General features: G+C 57.5%; 23 protein-coding genes and 1 pseudogene. 16 read left to right on the top strand and 8 right to left on the bottom strand.

The window, feature by feature from the left end:
• The first annotated feature begins 130 nt into the window (after nucleotides 1–130).
• On the top strand, nucleotides 131–817 hold the full coding sequence (locus Q4E11_RS09630) for a GntR family transcriptional regulator (RefSeq protein ID WP_303165419.1): 687 nt from the start codon (nucleotides 131–133) through the stop codon (nucleotides 815–817).
• Here the strand turns inward: Q4E11_RS09630 and Q4E11_RS09635 are convergent.
• Nucleotides 814–1778, bottom strand: a pseudogene (locus Q4E11_RS09635) (bile acid:sodium symporter family protein). The gene Q4E11_RS09630 and the pseudogene Q4E11_RS09635 sit on opposite strands and share 4 nt — an antisense overlap.
• A 115-nt stretch (nucleotides 1779–1893) precedes the next feature.
• Here Q4E11_RS09635 and Q4E11_RS09640 point away from each other — a divergent pair.
• Nucleotides 1894–2862, top strand: a complete 969-nt coding sequence (locus tag Q4E11_RS09640; RefSeq protein WP_303165420.1) for an NADP-dependent oxidoreductase — start codon at nucleotides 1894–1896, stop codon at nucleotides 2860–2862.
• A 38-nt stretch (nucleotides 2863–2900) separates the two neighbouring features.
• Here the strand turns inward: Q4E11_RS09640 and Q4E11_RS09645 are convergent, their stop codons facing one another.
• Genes Q4E11_RS09645 through Q4E11_RS09655 form a run of 3 tightly spaced genes read right to left on the bottom strand, consistent with a single transcriptional unit; the run spans nucleotide 2901 to nucleotide 4530 of the window.
• Nucleotides 2901–3422 (bottom strand): hypothetical protein, encoded by a 522-nt coding sequence (locus Q4E11_RS09645; protein ID WP_303165421.1) that lies wholly within the window; start codon nucleotides 3420–3422, stop codon nucleotides 2901–2903.
• Nucleotides 3423–3445: 23 nt separating this feature from the next.
• A complete protein-coding gene (locus Q4E11_RS09650) occupies nucleotides 3446–3871 on the bottom strand; it encodes a hypothetical protein (protein ID WP_303165422.1) in 426 nt (141 codons plus the stop codon).
• Entirely contained in the window at nucleotides 3838–4530 is a 693-nt protein-coding gene (locus Q4E11_RS09655; protein ID WP_303165423.1) for a metal-dependent transcriptional regulator, read from the bottom strand. The genes Q4E11_RS09650 and Q4E11_RS09655 overlap by 34 nt, the downstream gene beginning before the upstream one ends.
• Nucleotides 4531–4608: 78 nt before the next feature.
• On the opposite strand from Q4E11_RS09655, the gene arsC reads away from it, so the two are divergent.
• The 9 genes from arsC to Q4E11_RS09700 all read left to right on the top strand — a co-directional run bounded on the left by arsC (nucleotide 4609) and on the right by Q4E11_RS09700 (nucleotide 14850).
• Nucleotides 4609–4953 carry an arsenate reductase (glutaredoxin) gene (arsC, locus tag Q4E11_RS09660; protein ID WP_303165424.1) on the top strand — a complete coding sequence of 115 codons (345 nt, stop codon included), beginning with the start codon at nucleotides 4609–4611 and terminating at the stop codon, nucleotides 4951–4953.
• A 262-nt stretch (nucleotides 4954–5215) separates the two neighbouring features.
• Nucleotides 5216–7546 (top strand): carbon starvation CstA family protein, encoded by a 2331-nt coding sequence (locus Q4E11_RS09665; protein WP_303165425.1) that lies wholly within the window; start codon nucleotides 5216–5218, stop codon nucleotides 7544–7546.
• A 14-nt stretch (nucleotides 7547–7560) separates the two neighbouring features.
• A complete protein-coding gene (locus Q4E11_RS09670) occupies nucleotides 7561–7740 on the top strand; it encodes a YbdD/YjiX family protein (RefSeq protein ID WP_303165426.1) in 180 nt (59 codons plus the stop codon).
• A 69-nt stretch (nucleotides 7741–7809) separates the two neighbouring features.
• Nucleotides 7810–7989, top strand: coding sequence for an antitoxin (locus Q4E11_RS09675; RefSeq protein ID WP_303165427.1), 180 nt, complete (start codon nucleotides 7810–7812; stop codon nucleotides 7987–7989).
• A 195-nt stretch (nucleotides 7990–8184) separates the two neighbouring features.
• A complete protein-coding gene (locus Q4E11_RS09680) occupies nucleotides 8185–9282 on the top strand; it encodes an iron ABC transporter permease (RefSeq protein WP_303165428.1) in 1098 nt (365 codons plus the stop codon).
• Complete coding sequence (locus Q4E11_RS09685) at nucleotides 9279–10124, top strand: ABC transporter ATP-binding protein (protein ID WP_303165429.1); 846 nt, start codon at nucleotides 9279–9281, stop codon at nucleotides 10122–10124. Before Q4E11_RS09680 ends, Q4E11_RS09685 begins: the two co-directional genes overlap by 4 nt.
• A gap of 210 nt (nucleotides 10125–10334) precedes the next feature.
• Nucleotides 10335–11207 carry an ABC transporter substrate-binding protein gene (locus Q4E11_RS09690; RefSeq protein WP_303165430.1) on the top strand — a complete coding sequence of 291 codons (873 nt, stop codon included), beginning with the start codon at nucleotides 10335–10337 and terminating at the stop codon, nucleotides 11205–11207.
• A 267-nt stretch (nucleotides 11208–11474) separates the two neighbouring features.
• On the top strand, nucleotides 11475–13031 hold the full coding sequence (locus tag Q4E11_RS09695) for an ABC transporter ATP-binding protein (RefSeq protein ID WP_303165431.1): 1557 nt from the start codon (nucleotides 11475–11477) through the stop codon (nucleotides 13029–13031).
• A gap of 1 nt (nucleotide 13032) precedes the next feature.
• Entirely contained in the window at nucleotides 13033–14850 is a 1818-nt protein-coding gene (locus Q4E11_RS09700) for an amino acid ABC transporter ATP-binding/permease protein (RefSeq protein WP_303165432.1), read from the top strand.
• On the opposite strand, the gene Q4E11_RS09705 is transcribed toward Q4E11_RS09700, so the two are convergent.
• From Q4E11_RS09705 to Q4E11_RS09715, 3 genes are read right to left on the bottom strand one after another with little or no spacing between them, the layout of a single operon-like run.
• Entirely contained in the window at nucleotides 14847–15491 is a 645-nt protein-coding gene (locus tag Q4E11_RS09705) for a bifunctional 2-polyprenyl-6-hydroxyphenol methylase/3-demethylubiquinol 3-O-methyltransferase UbiG (RefSeq protein WP_303165433.1), read from the bottom strand. The two genes, Q4E11_RS09700 and Q4E11_RS09705, sit on opposite strands and share 4 nt — an antisense overlap.
• Before the next feature lie 30 nt (nucleotides 15492–15521).
• Complete coding sequence (locus Q4E11_RS09710; RefSeq protein ID WP_303165455.1) at nucleotides 15522–16823, bottom strand: alpha/beta fold hydrolase; 1302 nt, start codon at nucleotides 16821–16823, stop codon at nucleotides 15522–15524.
• 33 nt (nucleotides 16824–16856) lie between these two features.
• Entirely contained in the window at nucleotides 16857–17951 is a 1095-nt protein-coding gene (locus tag Q4E11_RS09715; RefSeq protein WP_303165434.1) for a trimeric intracellular cation channel family protein, read from the bottom strand.
• Nucleotides 17952–18009: 58 nt separating this feature from the next.
• Here Q4E11_RS09715 and Q4E11_RS09720 point away from each other — a divergent pair, with 58 nt between their 5' ends.
• From Q4E11_RS09720 to Q4E11_RS09730, 3 genes are all read left to right on the top strand, one after another.
• On the top strand, nucleotides 18010–18642 hold the full coding sequence (locus tag Q4E11_RS09720) for an HD domain-containing protein (RefSeq protein ID WP_303165435.1): 633 nt from the start codon (nucleotides 18010–18012) through the stop codon (nucleotides 18640–18642).
• 123 nt (nucleotides 18643–18765) lie between these two features.
• Entirely contained in the window at nucleotides 18766–19800 is a 1035-nt protein-coding gene (locus tag Q4E11_RS09725) for an NADP-dependent oxidoreductase (protein ID WP_303165436.1), read from the top strand.
• A 45-nt stretch (nucleotides 19801–19845) separates the two neighbouring features.
• Nucleotides 19846–20451 (top strand): LURP-one-related/scramblase family protein, encoded by a 606-nt coding sequence (locus Q4E11_RS09730; RefSeq protein WP_303165437.1) that lies wholly within the window; start codon nucleotides 19846–19848, stop codon nucleotides 20449–20451.
• Here Q4E11_RS09730 and Q4E11_RS09735 read toward each other — a convergent pair.
• Nucleotides 20448–21794 (bottom strand): MFS transporter, encoded by a 1347-nt coding sequence (locus tag Q4E11_RS09735; RefSeq protein ID WP_303165438.1) that lies wholly within the window; start codon nucleotides 21792–21794, stop codon nucleotides 20448–20450. The two genes, Q4E11_RS09730 and Q4E11_RS09735, sit on opposite strands and share 4 nt — an antisense overlap.
• 118 nt (nucleotides 21795–21912) lie before the next feature.
• Between Q4E11_RS09735 and Q4E11_RS09740 the strand changes: the two genes are divergently transcribed.
• Both Q4E11_RS09740 and Q4E11_RS09745 read left to right on the top strand, forming a co-directional pair.
• Nucleotides 21913–22470, top strand: a complete 558-nt coding sequence (locus tag Q4E11_RS09740; RefSeq protein WP_303165439.1) for a PadR family transcriptional regulator — start codon at nucleotides 21913–21915, stop codon at nucleotides 22468–22470.
• Nucleotides 22463–23221, top strand: coding sequence for an ABC transporter ATP-binding protein (locus Q4E11_RS09745; RefSeq protein WP_303165440.1), 759 nt, complete (start codon nucleotides 22463–22465; stop codon nucleotides 23219–23221). The genes Q4E11_RS09740 and Q4E11_RS09745 overlap by 8 nt, the downstream gene beginning before the upstream one ends.

Below are 23221 nucleotides of genomic sequence, written 5' to 3' on the forward strand. Positions count from 1 at the left end.
CCCCCCCACCAACGCCAGCCAATGGATATAAAAGTATCCAAAACTAAATCCAACTTTTGACCACATATCAGGTGATAATTTCTGAAGATTACTTGAAAGGTGACATGTATCTTTTAGTAACCTTAAAAGTATGAACCCGCCTGCAAAAGAAGGAAGCATCACTCCAAAGAATGCGACCGAATACCACACACCAGCTGCCGCAGATTTGGCGGCAGACCTCTTAAGAAGAGAGATTCTCACTGGTCAGCACTACAGTGGTGAGCAGTTGCGGGAAACGCACATCGCCGCGCGCCTCAACCTTAGCCGTAACACTGTTCGCGAAGCGTATCGGAAGTTAGAGGCCGAAGGCCTAGTGACCCACATCCCGCACCGCGGGGTTTATGTGGCTAGTTACAACGAAGAGCGGATTCGTCAACTCTACGCCTTTAGGAGGGTCACGGAGTGCGGAACTATCTGCTCTCTGTCTGTCACTGAGGCAGCTGAACTTGCAAAAACACTTACGGGACTCTATTCGGAGCCAAGCAATAACAAAATCGCCACGGCAGACCGCAATAATGAGTTTCACAGCGCGATTGTCGCTGCCTCAGGTTCGCCAGAGCTGACAAAACTGACTGAATCAATCTTTGCCCAGCTACGGTTGTGTTTCATGGCCTATCCGGACACCGACGCACTTCACAGTCGATTCGAGCGATACCATCGGGAATTGATCGACAAGCTGGAACAGGGCGAGACCAAAGCCGCCGCCGAGTTCCTTGAGCACTACCTCAAAGAATCGTTTAAAACACTGCAGGAATCCTTCAATTCCGCAAGCGACTAACTGCGCTGGGTGGCGTCGTCGTTACGCCCGAACCTGCGGAAATAGACCGCCAGCAGTGCGCCTGAAATGTTGTGCCACACGCTAAATACGGCGCCTGGCAGTGCAGCAATCGGCTCGAAATACGTCGTCGCCAACGTTGCTGCGAGACCTGAATTCTGCATGCCTACCTCAACTGCGGTTGTGCGGGCAGACCGCTCGCCGGTGCGCAGAAGCTTGGCGGAGCCGTAGCCGAGGGCATAGCCCAGCGCGTTGTGCAAAATGACCACGAGGAGGACCAGGAGGCCGGCTTCGAGAAGCTGATCTGCAGAATTCGACACCACAGCCGTGACCACGTAGGCGATGCCGAAGACCGAAAGCCACGGCAGAATTGGCAGCACGCGGTCGATGAAACGGCCGAGGAACATGCGCACAATAATGCCACCGATGACCGGCACCAGAACCATCTTCACCACCGACATTGCCATCGAGCTGCCGGAGACCGGCAGATACTGACCAGCCAACCACATCGTCAAAAGTGGCGTGAAAATTGGCGCCAACAGTGTAGAAACAGCCGTCATCGTGACAGACAACGCAACATCCCCCTTGGCCAAATAGGAAATGACATTCGAGGACGTGCCGCCCGGCGCACAACCGACCAAAATTACGCCGACTGCCAGCGCCGGGTGCAGATTGAAAACCTTGACCAGCACAATGGCAATTGCTGGCATCACGACAAACTGCGCGACCACGCCCACCAGAACCGGCCACGGACGACGTGCAACCAGCGCGAAATCCGGTGCCGTCAGGGTCAGCCCCATGCAAAACATAATGATTCCCAGCACGGCACTCACATGCGGAACCATGAAGGATACGGCGTTGGGTGCCAAAAATCCGAGAAAAATGCCGCGATAATAATGAATGGGAAAACGAAAACCGCCTGCTTGGCAGCGCGATCTTCTTGATCACTGCCAGTGTGCGGCACGTTGCTGCCAGCTACTGTGTTGTCTGCATTCGGAGTGGTCATGGACGTTCACCTTACGCCGTGTGGCACATCACATTTTCCAGCAGGTCGTGGCTAACTCACTTACCATTGTGGAATGGCTAACAATTCTTCGACCGAGTACGCAATGATTATCAACAACTTCGGCGGGCCTGAGGAGTTCACGAAAGTGCCCCTCGAAGACATCCGCCCCGGTGTCGGTGAGGTTTTGATTAAGACCACCGCGATTGGCGCAAACCCGCTGGATTACAAGATGCGCGATGGTTCCTCCGGCCTGTGCTCAAAGTTCTCGCTGCCAGCCGTGCTAGGACGCGAGGTCGCTGGTGAGGTCATCGCCGTCGGTGACGGGGTCACCACTCTCGTCCCCGGCGACCGTGTCTTCGGTATGCGTGATACTGATGACTTCCGCGGCACCTATGCCACGCTCAACGTCTTCCCCGCCGACGGTGTGGTCCGAATCCCAGATTCGCTTGACGACGTCACCGCTGCGGGCCTTGCCCTGGTCGGCATTACTGCCACAATTGCTGTCGACGAGCTCGCCCGCATCCAAGATGGTGAGACTGTGCTCATCCATGGCGCCGGTGGCGGTGTTGGGCAGGTCATGACGCAGCTGGCGGTTGCCCGTGGCGCAAAGGTACTGGCCAGTGCGTCGTCACGCCATCATGACAAGCTGGTGGGCTTCGGCGCGCAGCACATTGATTACACGTCTGAAGACGTCCTTGAGGTGGTTCGCAGCCAGTGCCCAGACGGCGTGGACGTAGTTCTCGACGGTGTGTACTTTGATACGTTCTTGCCGTCGCTGGACATTCTGGCCCCTGGTGGGCGCATTGTGGAGCTGCCGTCGCTGGCGGATCTGACACCTGCAAAGGAGCGCGGCATCGATGCGTTTATCCCGTCAATCTCGAACGACACCAGCATCTACGAGGACTTGGCTCAGCGCATCACCCAAGGTGAACTCTCGCTTCCGGTGGGACACACCACACCGCTTACCGACGTCGCCGAGGTCCACCGCCTTCTAGAAGGTGGCCATGCCGATGGCAAGATTGTGCTGACTGTCGAGCGGTAGTCCTCCGTCTACCACTCTGCTGCTACCGCGTTACCGCTCTACTGCTCACGACGGGCATTGTTGTACTTCTCCGTCAGCGAGCCCCACAGCGCGTCAGCCTCGGAGATGGAATCAATGAGCTCATTGTTGTCCATGGTCTCGCGCTGCATGCGCAGCTGTTCTGCCACGCTGCGGGCACGAGTGAGCTCACCGCGTAGCTCAACAAGCTCCGGGGTGGCCTGCCCTGAGGCAAACGCATCCTTGTAAATCGTGCCCACACCCATCGTGGTGTTGACATCATCCCACGATGCCAAAATCGCGTTGAGCTGATACTCCGTATCCACAGCGATATCCTGCAACTCAGCTCGGTTTCGCTTGGCCAACTCCGCTGAAGTCTTGTTATTTCGCACACCTGCCCAGGCATTGATTATCAGAGCGACCGCTAGCACGGTGCCGACAATCGGAATGACAAACTGCAGCAGCCACAGTGCGGCACCGAAAAGCCAGACAATAACGCCGAAGCAAAAGAAGAAAACAATCAGCCAGACGCAACCGTTGTCAGAGGATTTGCTGTTACTCACTTGTGAAATATCCCCTTAAGCTACTAGTCGCTCAAAATTGCGGTCGCGCCCATGTGGCACAGGTATGCCAGGCCAATGGCAAGGGCGATGATGGCAATGGCCAGCAGGGTGTACAGCATCGCTTGACCAACAGTTCGGCTTGCGGCAACACTCTTTTGCTCATGCTCCGCGACCTGGCGCATGCGGGACTCAGAGGCTCGGAGACTGTTCTTAATCTCCGCCATCTGTGCCTGCTGCTCCTCCTGGGACATGGCCACAGCGCTCAGCGGCGTAAGCGGATTCTCCGATGTGGCAAATATCCGCTGGCGATCGCGCTTTACCTGCGCCAAATCATATGGTGAGGTCGGCGGCACACTGCTGCGAAAATCAAATAGCGGCAGCAACTGATTTTGATAGCTCTTAGCGGCTGAACGCGCTAGCTTTTCTGAGGTGTCGCCTTGATTGCCCATAGTGCTGAGTCTGCCACATGAATCGTCTGCGGCGCAGCATCAGCGCTATCGGCGACGATTGCGAAAACCCTCATACCCGCATACGGTGCGGACTCCGCTCGCAGCTCCGTTCCCGGGCCCACTCCGGCAGCGGCCAGATAGCGCAACAATTCCGGATCCGAGTCATTAATGCGGTCGACGACTACCGACTCCCCAATACGGATATCCGTCAGATCGGTACGAACAACACCTTCGATGTCGCCCGATTCGCTCGGAATCGGATCACCGTGAGGATCACGTTTGGGGTATCCCAGCATCGCATCAATGCGCGCAATGAAATCGTCGGAGACCGCGTGTTCCAGCTTCTCGGCTTCCTCATGCACCTGATCCCAGGTGTATCCCAGCTTTGAAACCAGAAAACTCTCAATGAGGCGATGGCGCCGAACCATTACCAGTGCAATATCCTTGCCGTGTTCCGTGAGCATGATGCCCTGATACGGCTCATGGACAACAAACCCGCGGGCGGCCAACTTCTTTACGGCCTCGCTGGCCGTGGGCTTCTTCTCTCCCATGCGCTCAGCGATATCCCCGAGCGTGGCCTTGTCGCCGGTGCGCTCATGCAGGTCCCAGATGACTTTGAGGTAGTCCTGGGTCTTTGCCGGTAAATCCTCCACGTGCATTCCCTAAACTTTAGCGTTATTGCGCGCAGACGCAATCTTCCTCGTCATTTGCTCTGGTTTTAAGCCATGATGGAGGGCATGGAAGCAAAGATCTATCACAATCCCCGCTGTTCAAAGTCTCGCCAAGCGCTGGCAACGCTTCGCGAAGCCGGCATCGAGCCGGAGATAATCAAGTACCTCGATACCCCACCAACCAAGGACGAACTCCGTTCACTAATTGATGCCGCAGGCCTCCGCGTCATCGATGCCGTTCGTACGAAGGAAGCGGAATTTAAAGAGCTCGGCTTGACGACGGATTCCAGCGACGAAGACCTGCTGGATGCCATGGTGGCTCACCCGCGTCTAATCGAGCGCCCCTTCGTAGTCACTGACAAGGGTGTCCGAATGGCACGCCCAACGGAAGCAATCGAGGAAATTTTGTAGTCAGTGTTAGCCGGGCCTCACGCGGGTCCTATACTTATCGCTAAACCAAACTGATTTTTTCCTAATAATTGCTGTCCATCCACTGGGTTCAACCTGCTCGGCGCGATGATTTTGCGCATCAACACCCCTGACGCGCTCAGCGGCATTATTTCGCCTATCGGTCGACTCTCCGGTTGATTTCGTCGTAAAGCGCCATTTAGACCAGCTTCGACGTAGCAGATAGCCGACCGACTTGTTTTTCGTGCTTTTCAAAAGGGGTGCTATGTCAGCGCAAGAACCCAACGCTTCTGCGACCGTCGTCACGGAGCGCCCGGGTGTTGAACTTCTCACGCCGGTAAAGGATTTGCCGCCGGTCGGTTATGTCGACCGGCGGCCGATGCCGTGGTCCAAGCGAATTATCTTTGCCGTCATCGCCATTGTGGCGACGATTGGCTGGGCCATGATTGCTCTCAACCGCGGTGAAACTGTTAACGCGACCTGGCTTGTGCTGGCCGCAATTGGTACGTACATCATTGGCTACCGCTTCTATGGGCGTCTGATTGAGTACAAGGTCATTCGCCCGCGCGATGACCGCGCTACTCCCGCCGAGCGCTACAACGATGGCAAGAACTTCATGCCGACTGACCGCCGCGTGCTCTTCGGACACCACTTTGCTGCGATTGCTGGTGCCGGCCCGCTGGTCGGCCCGATTCTGGCAGCTCAGATGGGATACTTGCCAGGTACCATCTGGATTGTTTTCGGCGCCGTCTTTGCCGGTGCGGTGCAGGACTACATGGTGCTGGCCATTTCCACTCGCCGTAAGGGCCGCTCGCTCGGCCAGATGATTAACGACGAAATGGGCAAAGTCGGTGGCATCTTCGCCATCATCGGCATTCTGGTCATCATGACCATCCTGATCGCGGTTCTCGGCGTGGTCATTATTAATGCACTGGCGGAGTCGCCATGGGGCGTTTTCTCCATCACCATGACCATTCCGATTGCCGTTTTCATGGGTCTCTACCTGCGCTACCTGCGTCCTGGTCGCGTTTCTGAGGTCTCCATCATCGGCATTGCTCTGCTGATTTTGGCCATTGTCGCCGGTGGCTGGGTCAATGCCGACCCAACTTGGCACGACGTCTTCCTGTGGGACAAGACCACCCTGGCATGGGCTCTGATTGGCTATGGCTTCATCGCGTCTGTCCTGCCAGTGTGGTTGCTGCTGGCTCCGCGCGACTACGTGTCGACCTTCATGAAGATTGGTGTCATCGGCCTGCTGGCCGTGGGCATCTTGCTGGTTCGTCCGGTCATCCAGATGCCGGCTATCACTGACTTCGCATCCAATGGTGACGGTCCGGCGTTTGCTGGTCAGCTCTTCCCATTCCTGTTCATCACCATCGCCTGTGGTGCGCTCTCCGGCTTCCACGCACTGGTGTCTTCGGGTACCACTCCGAAGATGGTGGAAAAGGAATCCCAGATGCGCATGATCGGCTACGGCGGCATGATCATGGAGTCCTTCGTCGCAGTCATGGCCATGTGCGCTGCCGTCATCATTGACCAGCACCTCTACTTCGCAATGAATGCCTCCGCCGCCCTGACCGGTGGCGCTGCAGAATCCGCTGCTGCCTACGTCAACGGCCTGGGTCTTAACTCCCCGGATATCGACGCAGCTGCGCTGACCGCTGCGGCACAGTCCGTCGGCGAGAATTCGATTATCTCCCGTACCGGTGGTGCACCGACGCTGGCGTTCGGTATGTCTGAGATTCTGTCTGACCTCTTCGGTGGCGATGCACTGAAGGCCTTCTGGTACCACTTCGCCATCATGTTTGAGGCACTGTTCATCCTCACCACCATTGATGCTGGTACTCGTGTTGCCCGCTTCATGCTGGGCGATGCTATCGGCAATATCCCGGGCATGGCGAAGTTCCGCGATGCCTCCTGGACCACCGGCAACCTGATCACTTCTGCGGTTGTCTGCCTGGGCTGGGGCTCCATCCTGGTCATGGGTGTCACCGACCCGCTGGGTGGCATCAACATGCTGTTCCCGCTGTTCGGTATTGCAAACCAGCTGCTGGCGGCAATGGCCTTGACACTGATCACGGTGGTCGTCGTCAAGCACGGCCTGGTCAAGTGGGCCTGGATTCCAGGTGTGCCGCTAGTGTGGGACCTGATTGTGACCATGACTGCGTCGTGGCAGAAGATTTTCCATGACGACCCGAAGATTGGTTACTGGGCCCTGCACTCGGCATTCAAGGACGCCAAGGCTCAGAGACTAACGGAATTCCAGAACGCTAAGACCCCTGAGGACATCGATGCTGTTATCCGCAACACCGCGGTGCAGGGCACGCTGTCGGTCGTGTTCGCAGCTGTCACGCTTGTGGTTGTCTTTGCTGGTATTGCCGCGATTGTGAAGGCCCTGCGCGATGGCGCGGCTTCCGGTAAGGATGTCGGCACCAGCGTGGAGCCGTATGTTGCATCGCGCTACTTCGCACCGATTGGTTTTGGTCGCACGGACATTGACAAGGAAATTGAGGCTGCGTGGACTGAGATCCCGGACAATGATCCCCGCCGCTTCCAGGACACGGCACACTCTCACGCACACGTCGGAGGAAACTAGTGTTTGCGCAGGTAATGAAGCCTTTGAAGGCCGTTGCATGGTACTTCGGGGAATTGATGGGCGACCACGATTATCAAAAGTACTGTGACCACTTGCGAATCCATCATCCGGACCAGCCAGTACCTACCGAACGCGAATATTGGCGGCAGCGCCACAGCGAAGCTGAGGCGAATCCACAGTCGCGCTGCTGCTGATTAATCGGTACACTCTATGTCACAAGCGAAAAAGTCACTGAAACGTTAACAATGAAAGGAGCTTTAACCATGGGACTTATGGATAAGGCCAAGGACATGCTTAACGACGAAGAGACCACCGACAAGGTTCTGGATAAGGCTGAGCAGCTGGGAAAGGACAAGCTCGGCGAGGACAAGGCCGACCAGATTAAGAAGGCTCGCGACATGGCTGATGAGCGCATCGGCGACAATCAGCAGCCGGAGAAGTAGCACCTAGCTGCTTTTCATAAGCTTCTGCCCCACGCTTTCACCTGATTTCTTGGGTGATGGCGTGGGGTTTGCTGTTTTCTCGGGGATCGGGAAACCGGTCTGTGCAGATTGACACTCCACCTTAACCTTGGGCGCCAAAAATCCCCCTCAACCCCCTTATTGACAATCGTTTTCATATTCTCCATGATTATCTAAGTGAAAATCAATGTCGATAGGGGTTCGTTACCGCATACTCGCAAGCACAAGCTCCGAGCCTGGCTCTTCGGCCTTCTATTCTTTTTCGCCGTTCCCGCAACAATCCTCCTCGCAATCTCCGTCGGCCCCGCGGGAACCGGCCTCAGCAACGGCATTGTCGCACTGCTCAATCCGCTTATTGATGCGCTTGCCGACGACATCCCTGCCCTCGGTCACCTCCAACCGGAAATCTCCCCAGCCACTGCATCGCTGGTGTGGAGTATCCGCCTTCCCCGTGTCCTCCTTGCAGGTCTGGTCGGCGCATCGCTCGCAGTCGCGGGCGCGACTATGCAGGCAGTATTCCGCAATCCCCTGGCTGAGCCCGGCGTCACCGGCGTCTCCTCAGGGGCGGCGGTGGTGGCAGTCATTCTCATTGTGACCGGTGTAGCCGCACAGGCACCGTGGGTGCTGTCCGCAGGCGCATTCGCCGGGGCACTGCTGGCGGTCCTTTTCGTTCAGACAGTTGCCGGCATGGGCGGTGGTAGCGGTGCCACGCTACTTCTCGTTGGCATTGCGCTCAATGCATTTCTCGGCGCGGTCATTGCCGCCACCATCGCCAACGCACCTCACAGTGACGATGCCCAACAGGCCATGTTCTGGCTCAACGGCGACCTAACCTCGGCAAATTGGCATGACATCGCGCTAGCAGTAGGCCCCATTGTCATCGGCACAACAATCTTGATGACGCTAATCCCCGAGCTCAATCTACTCCTCCTCGGTGAGGAACAGGCCGCTGCCACCGGCATGCGCACGGTGTGGATGCGCCAGATTCTGCTCGCCCTCGCAGCACTTGTGACCGCCGCCGGTGTCGCCGTCACCGGTGTCATTTCCTTCGTCGGCCTCGTTGTCCCGCATCTAATCCGCCTGCTCATCGGGCCGGATCACCGCAGCGTGCTGCCCATTTCCATGTGCCTCGGTGCGGTATTTCTCATCCTGGCCGACCTCGTCGCCCGCAGCCTCTTTTCCCCGGTTGCCCTGCAGACAGGCACTATCACCGCTTTTCTCGGCGCACCGGCACTGCTGGTGTTGATTCTCCGACAAGGAGGTCGCCAATCGTGAGTAAGACAGCGCAGACCACCACGACAGACGCAGCCACCAATGCTCTGTTGAAGACTACGAACCTCAGTGTTGGTTACCGCCAGCGGACCGTCGTCAGTGGTGTGAATCTAACCATTCGCCCTGGTGAAGTCCACGGCATTATCGGCTCGAACGGCACCGGCAAGTCCTCCTTGCTCCGCGCGATGGCGGGCATCACGGCACCGCTATCGGGCCATGTGGAACTCCTTGGCACGCCGCTTGCTACGCTTCGCGCCCGAGACCGCGCGACTCGGCTGGCGTATCTACCGCAGCACACTCCGGCAGACGCCGCGATTGATGTCCGCACTGCTGTCGCGCTTGGCCGGTACGCCCATCGCAGTCGGCGCGACCGCTTTCGCAGCGCACTGACTTCGACGGACCAGGACATCATCGCCTACGCCCTCGACCGCGTCGGGGTCACCGCACTTGCGGACCGCCCCATTACTGCGCTATCCGGCGGGCAGCGACAGCTGGTCTTCATCGCAAAGCTGCTGGCGCAACAGGCCAAGGTCATGCTTTTCGACGAACCCACCGCGGCCCTTGACCTCGGGTTTCAGCTCGAGATCCTCGAGCTCCTAGGAGAGCTTGCGAACGAAGGCCACGGTATCGGTGTCGTCCTGCACGACCTCAACCTCGCTGCCCGCAGTTGTCATCGCCTCAGCGTCCTTCACAACGGCCAGCTGGACATTACTGGCCCCGCTGAGGAGGTGCTCACACCTGAGCGAATAGATGCCATCTACCGCATCGCCAGTGCTGTCGATACCGATCCGCATACCGGATCTGTACGTGTAACCGCGCTAGCGCGGGCTCGGCCAATGGACTAGCTAGGCGCTGCACTCCGCTCAAATCAACTCGCCCCCTACTACCAGGAAAGTAGTTTTATGTTTTCACCAATTTTTCGTGCACCGAACACATCTATTCGCACCAAGAAAGCCATTATGGTGCCATTGATTGCCGTGCTTCCGCTTGCCGCAGTGGTCGCCTGTTCCACGTCGGAGGATGCGACACAAGAACCGTCGTCAAGCGAAATGGCGATGAGTGAGCAGACACAGTGGCCGCGGACAGTGACGCTTGCCAATCACGATGTTGTGGTTCCCAGCGAGCCGAAGCGGATTGTGGCGCTGTCCACGGAGGTCGCCGATCTGGCGCTGGAGCTTGTCGGTCCCGAGCACGTGGTGGCGGTGACGAAAAATGCGCTCGATGAATCGTCAGGAAATCAAGTTGAGCTGGCACGCAAGGTGCCGAATTCGATTGCGAATTCGACGAAGCCAGATCCCGAGCAGCTTTTGTCATTTGAGCCAGACATGATTTTGATGACGAGCCGTCATGATCAAGAGCAGTCCGCCGGCAAGCTCTTGGGTGACAGTGGTGTGCCTACTGCGGCGTTTGCCTCCAGCGATTTTGCGTCTCCTAAAGCGTTGGCGAAGTCAATAACGTCACTGGGCAAACTGCTTGGGGCCGAAGATAAAGCAGCAGAAATGGTGGCCAAGATTGAATCGGAGACGGAAAAGATTCAGTCTGGAATTGATACGACGATTAAACCGAAGACATTGGTGTTATTTGCCCGCGGTGGTCAGAAAATGATTATGGGCATGCAGTCAGCAACGACAAATTTGGTCGAATTAGCTGGCGGCGAACCGATGTCACCTAAGGGAAAGCGTCCGGGTGCAGTTCCCGCTGATCCGGAGACAATTGTAAAACTCAACCCAGATGTCATTTTGATTCAGGATTTTCACGGTCAAGGCATGACACCATTTAAAGAATTGCTGGACAATCCCGCACTTGCCAACGTCGCTGCGGTCAAATCAGACCGCGTGCAATTGATTGATGCAAAGACAACCTCGGGAACCGCTGGAATGCGTATGCCCGAAGGATTGCGCGAGATTGCTGATGTATTGGCCAAGTAAGAATTAGGTTCTCGACATACTATGTGGATTCGTGAAGCGCTGACTTCCCCGCCTCGCGGAATGCATTGGGTTTTGTTATCCAGCTGGGGACGAAGTTTGTTTCTCGCTCTCAGTGCGGTGGCACTGGGAAATGCGCTCGATGCCGCCCTTGTTTCTTATGGTTTCGCCGTCACCGGCAGCGAAAATTGGGCGGGCAGACCGGGGCTTTATGGATCCCTAGCCATTGCATGTGGGGCTGCGATACTGGCAAGTATCTGTGCTTATGTCATGGAGACTCTACCGGCGCGATGTGCTGGCCAGGAGGAAAAGCTGTGGCGCTCCCATGTAGTGGGGCGCGTGCTGCAGCCCGACTTTACGGCCCATGAACTGGGACAACACACGAAGCACGGCATATCTCACGGCAAGCGCGTTGCATCGAGTGAAGGCATGCTCTTCGATGTCGCGACCACCAGTGTTGAACAGACCGCGAAATACCGTGCAACATTTCTCGCACCGACACTCGCATCTTTTAGTTCGCCACTTATCGTTTTGGCAATCTGGACATTGTTCGTCGATGCAAAAACCGCACTGTGGCTGGCGCTGTTTTTCGCCTCGGTGCCACTCATCATTATCGGCTCCGGAAAGATTCTACGAAAGTCCAATGCGACTTACCGCAGAAAGCAAGCAAAGGCGACGCACGCCTACCTAGAAATGCTCGATGGCCTTGGCACATTCAAGGTACTCGGCGCAATTGACAATGTGATGGCACGATTCGCAGCTCAAACGCGGAGTGCAATGAATGAACTCACTGCACTTCTGGCGCGAAATCAGCTGATGATTATTGTCAATGATGCAGTTTTCGGCATCGCAATGTCCACGACTGCGATAGGTCTCATTCTTCTTCGCTTGCACGGGAATGCAATCAGTGCCGGCGCGGCCCTCAGCGGCATATTTCTATCCGTATTGCTGTACGAACCAGTCAATCGCGTCGGCCGCACTTTCTACATTGGGTTAGGTGGGCGCACACATCGAAATGGAATTGTGGAACTGTGTGGAGCTCCGGCACCGTACAATTCGCAGTTCACTCGAGCTACAAAAGGCGTTTCCCTTTCTGCTTCTCAGCATTCCCCGCAGAATGCATCCGAAATTTCACTGCGAAATGTCGATGTCTCCATCGGTTCCAGGCGAATTCTCTCCGATATCAATCTGACAATTCCGGCGGGCTGCCGAGTCGGCATCGTCGGCCCCAGCGGCTCGGGCAAGAGCACCCTGCTGCGCGTTCTAGCAGGACTGCAAGCGCACTCCGGTCAGGTGTACATCGACGGCAGCGTTCGCACGACAGCGGAACTGCTTTCCACTTCGCTCCTGATTTCTCAACAGCCCGGCATCTTCGGCACTACCGTCGCGGACAATCTTCGCATCGCACGCCCGGACGCAACCGCCGTCGACATGCGTGAGGCACTACGTGACGTGCAGCTGCTTTCCGACATCGAGCAACGCCCCGGCGGGCTCGAATCCGCAGTCGGCGACCAAGGGCACTGGCTCTCGGGCGGGCAACGACGCCGCCTCGCCATCGCTCGCGGTCTGCTCAACCCCTGCCCCATCGTGCTTCTCGACGAGCCGACAGCGGACATTGATCGTCGGACAGAAGGTCTCATCAAGGAGTCCCTCACCCATCTTTGTGCTGGCAGGACCAGCATCACGGTGGCTCACCGACCTGAGGCGCTGTCTGACATCGACCTGGTCATTGTTATCGACAACGGCCGTGTCGTGGTCCAGGGGCGCCCGGCAGATGTTGCTGAGCACAATGCGTATTTCGCACGCGCGATGTCAAAGGAGAACTGACATGAACAACATCATCTGGCTCCTTCGCCTCTCCGCCAAGGCGCGCGGAGCACTCTGTGCATCCATCCTTGCGCGAGTCACCGGGCATATCCTTGGAGCTCTCACACTTGCCGTCCCTACCTGGGCGATTGCCAGGCTGGCGCTTGCGGAGTGGCGGGCAACCGGTTCGTCGCAAAGCATGACGGTGCAGTGGACTCTGACGGTGATTAGCGCGGTCGCGGGGCTTGCGCTTTTCAAGGCGATTCTGCGTTATGTTGAGCAGTATCTGGGGCATTTGGCAGCGTTTCACCTGCTCGGCGAGCTGCGGCTGTGGATTGTGACACGGCTCATCCCACAGGCCCCAGCAGTGACGGACGGGCTGGGGACTGCACGGATTCACACTATTGCCATTCGCGATGTGGACCGTGTGGAAGTCTTCTTCGCGCACACGATTGCGCCTGCGGTAACGGCTGTGCTTATTCCGCTACTGGCGGTTGTGACAGCTGTGGCCACTGCGGGCTTGCTATCGGCAGCAGTATTATCGCTGACATTTGTTGTGGGGTTCGTGATTGCACTGGCAGGCTCGTCGAAGGCGACGGCAGAAGCTGCCGCAACGATTGCCACGCGCACTGAGATAGCGCTATATATTGCCGATACTCTGCGACTTCGCGAGGAAATCCTCCTCTACGGTGCCACAGCTACGAGGCTTTCAGGGCTGCGTGAGCTCGATGGACAACTCGCCACCCAGGTGCAGGCGGGCGGTACTCGGGCAGGCCTCCGCGCTGGTGCGACGGCGTTGCGGGTGTGGGGCGGTTCCGTTGCAGTCTTCTGCGCTGGTCTGCCAACTCTAGCTGCCGATATTCACATGCTTCCCGCGGTTCTGATCGCTACGACGCTGGTGGCCGGCACCGCGTCATCGATGGATTCGATTGACCGACTCGCATCCTCGTTGCCTGCAGGCTTGCAAGCTGTCACGCGTATCAGGCAGCTTGCAGCGCAGCCTCCAAGCGTGACGGAACCAGAGCAGCCGGTGGCACCTCGCACCCCAGCCGCCCAGGTCAGCGGCACCGCGATTCCGGCTCTTGAGCTGCACAACGTCAGCTACCGTTACCCACATGCTGATTATCCAGCTCTATCCGATATCAATATGAGCGTCACCCCGGGAAGCTTCGTCGGCGTGGTGGGCACGACGGGCTCCGGCAAATCCACGCTCGCTCGACTTATTCAACGTCATGTTGATCCGGATACCGGTGCGGTCATCATCGGCGGGCACGATGCGCGCGACCTCGGCTCTGACAACGTCTGTCGAATGGTTGTTCTCGCAGATCAGAACCCATTCCTTATGGAAGGAACCGTCGCCGACAACCTTCGCCTCAGTGCCCCCGACGATTGCGAAGTTCCAGAGTCCCTCATGCACTGGGCCCTCGAACTGGCTGCCATCGATCCCGCCGACATTCCGCTCGACCGCCCCATCAGCCGGCGGGCCGGGGATGTAAGTGGCGGCCAGCGCCAACGCCTGGCGCTCGCCCGTACATATCTACGCGCTGCGCTTGCCGACGGCTCCCCCACCACCGACCTCACCGGAAAAATTGTCATTTTCGACGAAGCGACCAGTCACCAAGATCCGCTGACTCAGGCCCGCATTGTGGAAAATGCCCGTACGTGCGGCGCAACTTGCATTTTCATCGCGCATCGGCTCCACACACTCACCTACGCCGATGACATCCTGGTCATCGAAAACGGCCAGCTTGTCGAGCGAGGCACATACGACGGGCTCCTAGCTACCAACGGCGCTTTCGCAAGGCTCGTACGCGCAGCCGATTCGGAAACGACGGCTTAGTTCTCCCCGCAGGTCTTCCGCAGCACCACAATAGTATCGACAACGTCCCCGCCATCAGCGTGCTTTACGACGGCACGCTGCGACACGACCGCTTCGAGACTCTGTGGCTCATTGGCAAAGAATTCGGTGACATCACCGGCAGTGTAGAGAACCTCAGGGTCACGTGGCCCGTGTCCCTGATTGTCTGGATGATGTGAGATTGAGACGAAGTAGCCGCCAGGGGTAAGAGCTTCGGCAACCGCTCGCCACAGGTGCTCCTGGTCTTTGCGTGGCAGATGAATAAATGCGGCCACGATCAGCTCAAAGCTGCCCGGCTCTGGCTGCCACTGCGCCAGGTCCTGCTGCACTAGTTTTGCCGAAAGCCCTTCAGCGGCCAGCGCTTCGGCCGTGTGCTCCAAACCGACATGTGAGAAATCCATGCCGGTTGTGTCCCACCCATGCTGGGCCAGCCACACAGTGTGGCGGCCACGGCCGCATCCTAGATCCAGCGCCCGCGGGGTGCCGGAAAATCCCTTCCGAATAACCTCTACTTGCTGTTTGATAGTTGGATTGGGGTGGCCGCCGAAGACGGAGGTCGAACCGGTGCTTGCCGCCTGACTATCGGCGGTGAATTTCTCATCCCAGAATTCTGCTGAAGACATGGCAACCAGCATAGACGGTGCAACCCGTAACTAGTGGTCTTCAATCAGACCCCGCAGCGTAGTAAAGATAGCGGCACCGTCGTGGCGAATACCGTCATGCTGGAATTTATTGGTTACGCGCGGCCGCAAATCTCGATATTGCTCTGCTGTGGCCAGAGAGTATTCAAACGGTACAAAAATGTCATCGAGATAAATGGCGGCTGCCGAGGTCGGAGCGTCGGAAAGCAATCGCGCCGAGTCATACGGTGAGTTTTCCCAGACGTGCTGCGCCAAATCATAGGCCTTTTCCTTTAGCGGAATCAGCGCCGGGTCTTCATCGAATTGCCAGGGGAAAATGTGCTCGCCGGTGAGATAGAACGGCTCGTTGCCTGTAGGATTGGCGTTTTCCTCGAAACCTGGAATTTCCTCGCGGATACGGTGGGCAGACCAATTAGTAACCTTTTGGCCCCCGACTCCGCCATAAATGGATTCATGAATTGCGGCATACAGTGGACCGTCGGCGAAACTGACACGGGCGCCGACATCGGCAAGAAAGTCAGTGCGCAGCTGCTTTTCACCATTTCGAATGCGGAATGGTTCTTCCAGGAGATACGCCAAATTGTGGAAGCCATCACTACGGCCTAATTCAATGCCGATTGTGCGGAATCGACGGGAGCTGAGACGCTCGCCAGTTGGCAGGTATTCCGCGGAGGCATCCAGGTGTGCGCAGATTTCGCGAATACGATTCTCTGCCCACGGATATTCCCGGTAAAACCTCTGGTGACGCGTGCGCAATTTGGCAAAGGTAGTGCGATAAAGATTATCCGCACCCTGGTCAAGAACCGGCAAACCGCCTGTTAAGTAGGTATGCTCCACCGATTCCGGATGGCGGCTGAGATACGAGGTAATGCAGAATCCACCGAAGGACTGACCATAGAGCGACCACTTTTCAATTCCCAAGTGTTCGCGCAATGCTTCCGCATCTTCGACTATGTATTCCTGGCGCAATTGAGCGAGCCGCTCGGCAGGAATATCTGCAATATTTGCCGCATCAATTCGGTGCGAGCGTCCTGTGCCACGCTGGTCTAGGAGAATGACACGGAATTCTTTAAGAGCTGCGCCAATTACCCCACTGGCATTGACTGGGCGAGGCGCTGGAAAACCGGGCCCACCCTGTAAATAAACAATTGCCGGTGCATTCTCATTTCCCGGCGCGTAAATCTCGCGGGCAAAGAGCTCAAATGTCTCCGCACCGGCCTTCGAACCGGTATCCGCAAAGGGATCCCACGGAACTTGGATTGTGTGTTCTTTAATAATGTGGCCGAAATGCCTGCTAGAAGTCTTCGTCGCCATTTCGCTCACGCCTCTGTTTCTCCTCACACTCGTCTATTCCCGCTCGCCGTATTTCTTCATAAGCTTGGCGACGAGCAAATCGGTTGCCTCATCGTCAGCGAGAATTTGATCCAGCATCTGTCGGTATTCGCGCTGCCGAAGTGCTGTATCTTCTCCGTAGTCATCATAAGAATCGCCGGAGATATCGACACCGAAGTCGGATTCTTCGCTATCTTCTGTCGCTGAATCGTGCTGCGCCGTCGGCACAGGCGAATCCGCTGGAAAATCCGCATTGAACTCTTCGAGGAACTCCTCGGCGTCGGCCTCGGCGTCGGAACGCGACACTCCCCGATCCACTTCAGCTTCAATGCGACGCTGCAGTGCCTTTTCCATCTGGCGGTGGCGCCAGCTGCGGATGCGCGCTGGCTCGAAGCGACGTCCGACTTCACGGCCTTTGCCCTCGGCTCGGCGGGCGAGAACGGCAATCTGCGCTGCTGTGTCATTGAGCGGTGCCCAGTCGGAGCGGGCAGAGACACGCCAATTTCCCCAGTACCCCACCAGTGATAGAGCGATGCTCACCAGCGGACCTATCACCATTGCCACGGCCAAAAAGCCCAAGTGGTGGCCGACAATAACGATCACCGCACACGCCACGGCTGGAATGACCGTCGGTTGATTGCCGCCGAAGACAGCCGGCACGCGCCCGGTGACAATATCGCGAATCATGGAACCACCGGTAGCGGTAAAAACGCCCATCATGATGCACGGCAGAATTGGCAGTCCATATGTGACACCTTTGACGGTACCTGTTGCCGCCCAAAGTCCTGAGACCACCGCATCGCCGTGGACCTGGACATATTCCCAGGTCTTGCCCTTAAAATAGACAAAGCGCGCAATCAGTGCGCCGGTAAATGCCAAGATGAGATATTCCGGCTGGCTCATTGCCGCGACTGTGCCTTGATTAATCAGCACATCGCGGATCATGCCGCCGCCGAGTGCGGAGAACAGCGCGATAAAGAAGAAACCGATGATGTCGTAGCCGCGCTGCCTGGCTATGGTGCCGCCGATTATGCCCATGAGCAGGACACCGCTGACATCGGACCAGCGGTACATCGACTCAATGAGTGGATCTACTTCAGCGACGTTCATGATGTTCAAGCTTAGACGGTGCTATTTCTAAGGGGAGTCATGAAAGGTTGAGATACGAATGCTTCAAGCCAGCGCCCTTGCCACGGCACTGCCGAGCGGCAGGCTCCTGCGCGCTATTGCCACCGCATCACGAGCGCACGATGGTCACTACCGCAAAGCCTCCGGAGTGCCGTATATCAGTCATCCAGTTTCGGTGATGATGATTGCGGCGAGTATGACCAACGACGAAGACGTGTTGGTGGCAGCGCTTTTTCATGACATTTTCGAAGACGTACCAGACCACTACTCCCGCACAGAAATGGCAGCGGAGTTTGGCCCTCGAGTCGTGGAAATTGTCGAAGGCGTGACCAAGGACTCATCCTTGCCCACATGGCAAGAGCGCGCTGATGCCTACTTGGAGCAGCTTGCTCACGGCCGCGATGAGTGCATGATTGTGGCCGCCGCGGATAAGTTTCACAACCTCAGCCAAACTCTGGCTGACTTGGACCACGATGGGCACTCGATGTGGCAACGCTTTAACTCCACCCCGCGCCAGCAGTTGTGGTGGTACTTGCAAGTGCGCGAGGTAATTGCCCATCGGTTGCCAAATCTATCCATTCTGACGGAGCTCGACGCGCTTATTCGGCAGCTCAGTTCCTGGATTGAAACCACCCCGCCTTCGTTTTCACCTGCGGATTCCTCGTCACTTTAAGCTATAAAAATATATGTTGATATAGCCAGTAACCCACTAAAGGGGGTACAGTGGCAGACTGCACGGCGCGGTTATCCATACCGCGCGGCGATAAATCTAGGAATAACCAATAGGAGGACAATCATGACTTCCGCTGATGGATCAACCACGACCGACCTGCCCACCACTACTCAGCAGTGGGTTCTTGCATCCCGCCCGACCGGCATGCCGACCGACGAGAACTTCCGTCTCGAGACCGTCGATTTGCCAGAGCTTAACGACGGCGACATTTTGGTAGCTAACAAGGTCGCAACAGTCGACCCGTACATGCGTGGCCGCATGAACGACGTGAAGTCCTACATTCCACCATTCCAGATTGATGAGCCGATGACCGGCGGTGCCGTGGGTACCGTCCTTGCGTCCAAGTCGGACAAATTCAAGGTTGGAGATACTGTCCGCCACTCTTACGGCTGGCAGACCAATGCTGTTATCGCCGACTCCGAGGCAACTCCGGTTGACCTGAATGTTGCACCGGCGGCTGCCTACCTGGGCATCCTGGGTCTTACTGGCCTTACCGCTTACACGGGCCTGACTGCTGTTGGCGAGATGAAGGAAGGCGACATCGTCTTCATCTCCGGAGCTGCTGGCGCAGTTGGCTCGGCTGCTGGCCAGTTCGCTAAGCAGATGGGCGCATCCCGCGTTATCGGTTCTGCTGGCTCTGACGAGAAGGTCAAGCGCCTGCTCGAGCTCGGCTTTGATGCCGCCTTTAATTACAACGACGGCCCGGTTGCAGAGCAGCTAGCTAAGGCCGCACCGGAGGGCATCGACTTCTACTTCGACAACGTCGGCGGTGACCACCTGGAGGCCGCTATCGGCGCTATGCGCACCTTCGGCCGCATCGCAATGTGCGGTGCAATCTCCCAGTACAACGACACCGAGGCTCCGACTGGCCCACGCAACCTGGCCCTGGCCATCGGCAAGTGCCTCACCCTGCGTGGCTTTGTTCTGGGCAAGTACCTGCACCTAGCTAGCGAGTTCCAGCAGAAGATGGCTCCTCTGGTCGTCAGCGGCAAGGTTGCTTACGATGTCACTACACGCCATGGCATCGAGAACATGCCGTCGGCATTCCTCGAGCTGTTCAGCGGTGGCAACACCGGAAAGATGGTCGTGGAGTTCTAAGTTCTCCCCCCCCTCCCCATCACATCTGAGAATCGGAGCTAATTGATGAGTGCGCACAAACCCTCGCTGTTTACCACGAACACACTGGTGGTTCGCGAAACACGGACGTTTATGCGCAGTGAATTCTCCATCGTCAATGATGAAGGCACCCCGATTGCCCGCGTTGTGCAGGCGGGCAGTCTGGGGCGCCGCATGGTGGGCCTCGGTATCAAGTACGACATTCTCGATATCGACGAAGATGGCAAAGACGGCGACAAGCTGCTGACCATCACCGATCCGCCCAACATCTTCGGCGACACCTACAAGGTCATCAAACCCACCGGCGCACAGATTGCCACGGTGAAGACCAAGCGCTTCTCATTCAAGTCCCGTCTTCAGCTATCTATTCAGGGGCTTGACGACGTCGACGCTGACGGCGGCTTTCGCGGTCGCAACTACGCCCTGAACAGCAAGGGTCGTCGGATAGCGAAAATTGACCGGAAGTACCGCGGCCTCAAGGGCGCATTGACGGGCAAGGACACCTATGCCCTGCACCTGGAGCCAAACCTGAACGAGGAAACGCGCGCGGCCGTGATCGGTACGGCGTTAATTATTGATGTCATTCGACGCAAGCAAAGCGCTGCGGCAAGCAGCGCCAGTGCCAGCAGCTAGCTCTTAGTTTTCTGGAGATGCGCCTTCGGCGCGGAAACTTCCTTCAGCCTGCTGGACATAAACACACCCACCAGGCCCATCAGTGCGAGGAAGATCAGCGCTGACGCCGAGCCAAAGCTCGCGATAACACCAGACAGCGCACCGACAATCAGCAGCATGATGCCCATAATGGTGTTGGCTGCGCCGACATACTCGGTGCGCTTGTCCCCTTCTGCCATGTCAACGACATAGGTCGATCGCGCCACGCGAACACCGGTGTGGACCACACTCATAGCAAAGAATCCCACAGGGAAGATCCAACCGTTCGCGCCACTTGGCAGCCACAGGGCACTTGCCACCAGCAGGAACAGGATAATGGAGCCCATCAGCGAGGAGTAGGTCATCACCTTCTTCGACGAGCGGTCAGACCAGACGCCGGCAATTTTGCCGCCGACCAATGACGCCAGACCAGCGGCGACCATGAAAGTACCGACGTTGGCGGTCGGACCACCAGCGCCTGCAGGCCCAGCACTATCCAGGTCAGCACCAGCCTCGGCGCTCAGCGCCACGATGAACGAGGTCGACAGCGATGTGACCAGCAGCAGACTTCGGACAATCACAAAGTCGCGGAAGTCCTTGTCGTCGGCGAACAGCCGCCACGTATCGTGCCACCATGTCCTGTTAGGACCACCAGATTCTGGGTCATTTGTCGGCTCAACAATGCCCTTGAAAATCATCACTGCCGCTACCCACGACAGCGCAGCTGCGAAAATTAGTCCTGCAACCAGGGGCTTTGAAATATGATCGCGCAACGCCCACAGCAGCGCACCGACCAAAATGGCAGCGACACCACCGAGCATGGCAGAACGGCCACTGATTTGGCCGCGTTGGCCCTTTGCAATCGTGCGTCCCTGCACGTCCTTAGACGCCATTGAGCACAGTGCACGCGAGGTAGCGAAGCCGGCCAATGCAATAATGACGGCTACACCGAGAGCCACGCCTTCAAGAAACAGCGCTGCAAGACCAATGAGTACTGCTGCCGTGGCTTGGCCGAGCGCGCCGACATTCCACACCCTGGTACGGCGAGGTCGAGCCTTCACCCACGGCGTCAATGCAGCCTGCGGCAGCATCGAGCCGGACTCACGAATTGGCACGAGCATTGCAATGAAGAATGCGGGGACGCCAGCCGATTGCAGTAACCATGGCAGCAACGTCTTAGCCGCCACAATCTGGTCACCGACGTTTTGCAGGCCATGTGCCCACACGTAGCGCTTGGCATTTGCGCGGGAGTTATCAGGTGCGGAAGTCCGCTGCGAGCTGGACTCTGACTCAGCCGGCTGAGCGGCATCGGGACTAGCAGTCATAGTTCCAACGGTACCTGTCTTTAAGAAACCGTTGCGGAAACTCTTAGTTACCCAGTAACCTAGAATCATGGTTACCGAGTAACCAATCGTTGAGCAGCAGTTCTAAGGAACCAAACCCATGCCCATCAAACACTCCCTCCTGACTTTTCTCAGTGAGGAACCCTTAAGCGCCAGCGAACTCCGCGAAAAGTTTTTGCAGGAGATGAGCGGTGTCTACACCCTCAACCAGGGCCAGGTCTCGCAGACCATGACGCGTCTTATGCGCGATGACCTCGTCAGCTCCCAGGAAGTCACCTCCCCCAATGGTCGCACGGTGAGTCAGTACTCGCTCACCGAAGCAGGACTAGAGGAACTGAATAGTTGGTGGGGCGCCACTATCGACCAGCCGGGGCCGACACGTGATGAGCTCGTCATCAAGTTCACACTCGCCGCCCGGCGCGACCCGACGGTGTTCATTGAGTTACTCGATGCACAGCGATTCGCAACCCTGCGGCAATTGCGAAGCCTCTCCACGGAGGCCGCACAACTGCCGTCGTCACGCACGGCAGAGCGTCTTCACGTCGAGCGCCGCATCTTTGAACTCGAAGGAATTCTCCGCTGGCTCGACCGGATCGAAGCGCTCTCACCGACCACCGACAATGACAACGCCAACACCCAGGACAAAAATCATGAATAACCCACGCAACTCCACTACCGACCATCCCATGCCGCTGGAATTGCGCGACGTCTGTGTCACTTTTGGCTCGGGCGCACGCGAGGTCCATGCGCTGCGCGACGTGTCATTTACGCTCCACCCCGGCGAGCTCGTCGCCATCATGGGGCCCAGTGGCTCCGGCAAGTCGACGCTGCTCAACGTCGCAGGGCTCCTCCAGAAGCCGACGTCGGGAAGCGTGCTTATCGACGGCGATGATGTCAGCGACCTCTCTGCGGAAAAGACCGCCCGCCTTCGCCGTCGTCACTTAGGCTTCGTCTTCCAGCACTTTAACCTTGTGCCGACACTGACGGTCAGCGAGAATGTGTCGCTGCCACTCGAGCTCGACGGCATGAGCCGGAAAGAGTGCCGTGCTGTGGCGCGTCAGGCACTGGAAGAAGTCGGGCTCAAAGGCTTCGACGACCGCTTCCCCGAGGAAGTCTCTGGCGGCCAAGCTCAACGCATCGCCATTGCGCGAGCGCTGATTGGCCCGCGCCAAGTGCTGCTTGCCGACGAGCCCACGGGTGCGCTCGATACCGCGACAGGTGATGCTGTGATGGAGATTTTGCGCTCGCGCGTTGATGCTGGGGCGTCGGGAATTCTTGTCACTCATGAGCCACGCTTTGCCTCCTGGGCGGACCGCGTAGTCATGATGCGCGACGGCAAGCTCTCCAGCGATAACTCTGAGCAGAGCAATCGCCGTTACTTCGGCTCAGCTGCAAAGGCGGGTGAATAG

It is taken from the genome of Corynebacterium sp., from assembly GCF_030532195.1.
Lineage (GTDB): Bacteria > Actinomycetota > Actinomycetes > Mycobacteriales > Mycobacteriaceae > Corynebacterium.

Excerpts from the sequence above, each read along its gene's own strand:
- Q4E11_RS09675 (WP_303165427.1), top strand. The coding sequence starts at position 7,810 with ATGGGACTTATGGATAAGGCCAAGGACATGCTTAACGACGAAGAGACC.
- Q4E11_RS09690 (WP_303165430.1), top strand. The coding sequence starts at position 10,335 with ATGAGTGAGCAGACACAGTGGCCGCGGACAGTGACGCTTGCCAATCAC.
- arsC (WP_303165424.1), top strand. The coding sequence starts at position 4,609 with ATGGAAGCAAAGATCTATCACAATCCCCGCTGTTCAAAGTCTCGCCAA.
- Q4E11_RS09630 (WP_303165419.1), top strand. The coding sequence starts at position 131 with ATGAACCCGCCTGCAAAAGAAGGAAGCATCACTCCAAAGAATGCGACC.
- Q4E11_RS09655 (WP_303165423.1), bottom strand. The coding sequence starts at position 4,530 with ATGCACGTGGAGGATTTACCGGCAAAGACCCAGGACTACCTCAAAGTC.
- Q4E11_RS09670 (WP_303165426.1), top strand. The coding sequence starts at position 7,561 with ATGAAGCCTTTGAAGGCCGTTGCATGGTACTTCGGGGAATTGATGGGC.
- Q4E11_RS09735 (WP_303165438.1), bottom strand. The coding sequence starts at position 21,794 with ATGACTGCTAGTCCCGATGCCGCTCAGCCGGCTGAGTCAGAGTCCAGC.
- Q4E11_RS09725 (WP_303165436.1), top strand. The coding sequence starts at position 18,766 with ATGACTTCCGCTGATGGATCAACCACGACCGACCTGCCCACCACTACT.
- Q4E11_RS09710 (WP_303165455.1), bottom strand. The coding sequence starts at position 16,823 with ATGGCGACGAAGACTTCTAGCAGGCATTTCGGCCACATTATTAAAGAA.
- Q4E11_RS09730 (WP_303165437.1), top strand. The coding sequence starts at position 19,846 with ATGAGTGCGCACAAACCCTCGCTGTTTACCACGAACACACTGGTGGTT.
- Q4E11_RS09740 (WP_303165439.1), top strand. The coding sequence starts at position 21,913 with ATGCCCATCAAACACTCCCTCCTGACTTTTCTCAGTGAGGAACCCTTA.
- Q4E11_RS09720 (WP_303165435.1), top strand. The coding sequence starts at position 18,010 with ATGCTTCAAGCCAGCGCCCTTGCCACGGCACTGCCGAGCGGCAGGCTC.
- Q4E11_RS09715 (WP_303165434.1), bottom strand. The coding sequence starts at position 17,951 with ATGAACGTCGCTGAAGTAGATCCACTCATTGAGTCGATGTACCGCTGG.
- Q4E11_RS09705 (WP_303165433.1), bottom strand. The coding sequence starts at position 15,491 with ATGTCTTCAGCAGAATTCTGGGATGAGAAATTCACCGCCGATAGTCAG.
- Q4E11_RS09665 (WP_303165425.1), top strand. The coding sequence starts at position 5,216 with ATGTCAGCGCAAGAACCCAACGCTTCTGCGACCGTCGTCACGGAGCGC.
- Q4E11_RS09640 (WP_303165420.1), top strand. The coding sequence starts at position 1,894 with ATGGCTAACAATTCTTCGACCGAGTACGCAATGATTATCAACAACTTC.
- Q4E11_RS09695 (WP_303165431.1), top strand. The coding sequence starts at position 11,475 with ATGGAGACTCTACCGGCGCGATGTGCTGGCCAGGAGGAAAAGCTGTGG.
- Q4E11_RS09700 (WP_303165432.1), top strand. The coding sequence starts at position 13,033 with ATGAACAACATCATCTGGCTCCTTCGCCTCTCCGCCAAGGCGCGCGGA.
- Q4E11_RS09650 (WP_303165422.1), bottom strand. The coding sequence starts at position 3,871 with ATGGGCAATCAAGGCGACACCTCAGAAAAGCTAGCGCGTTCAGCCGCT.
- Q4E11_RS09745 (WP_303165440.1), top strand. The coding sequence starts at position 22,463 with ATGAATAACCCACGCAACTCCACTACCGACCATCCCATGCCGCTGGAA.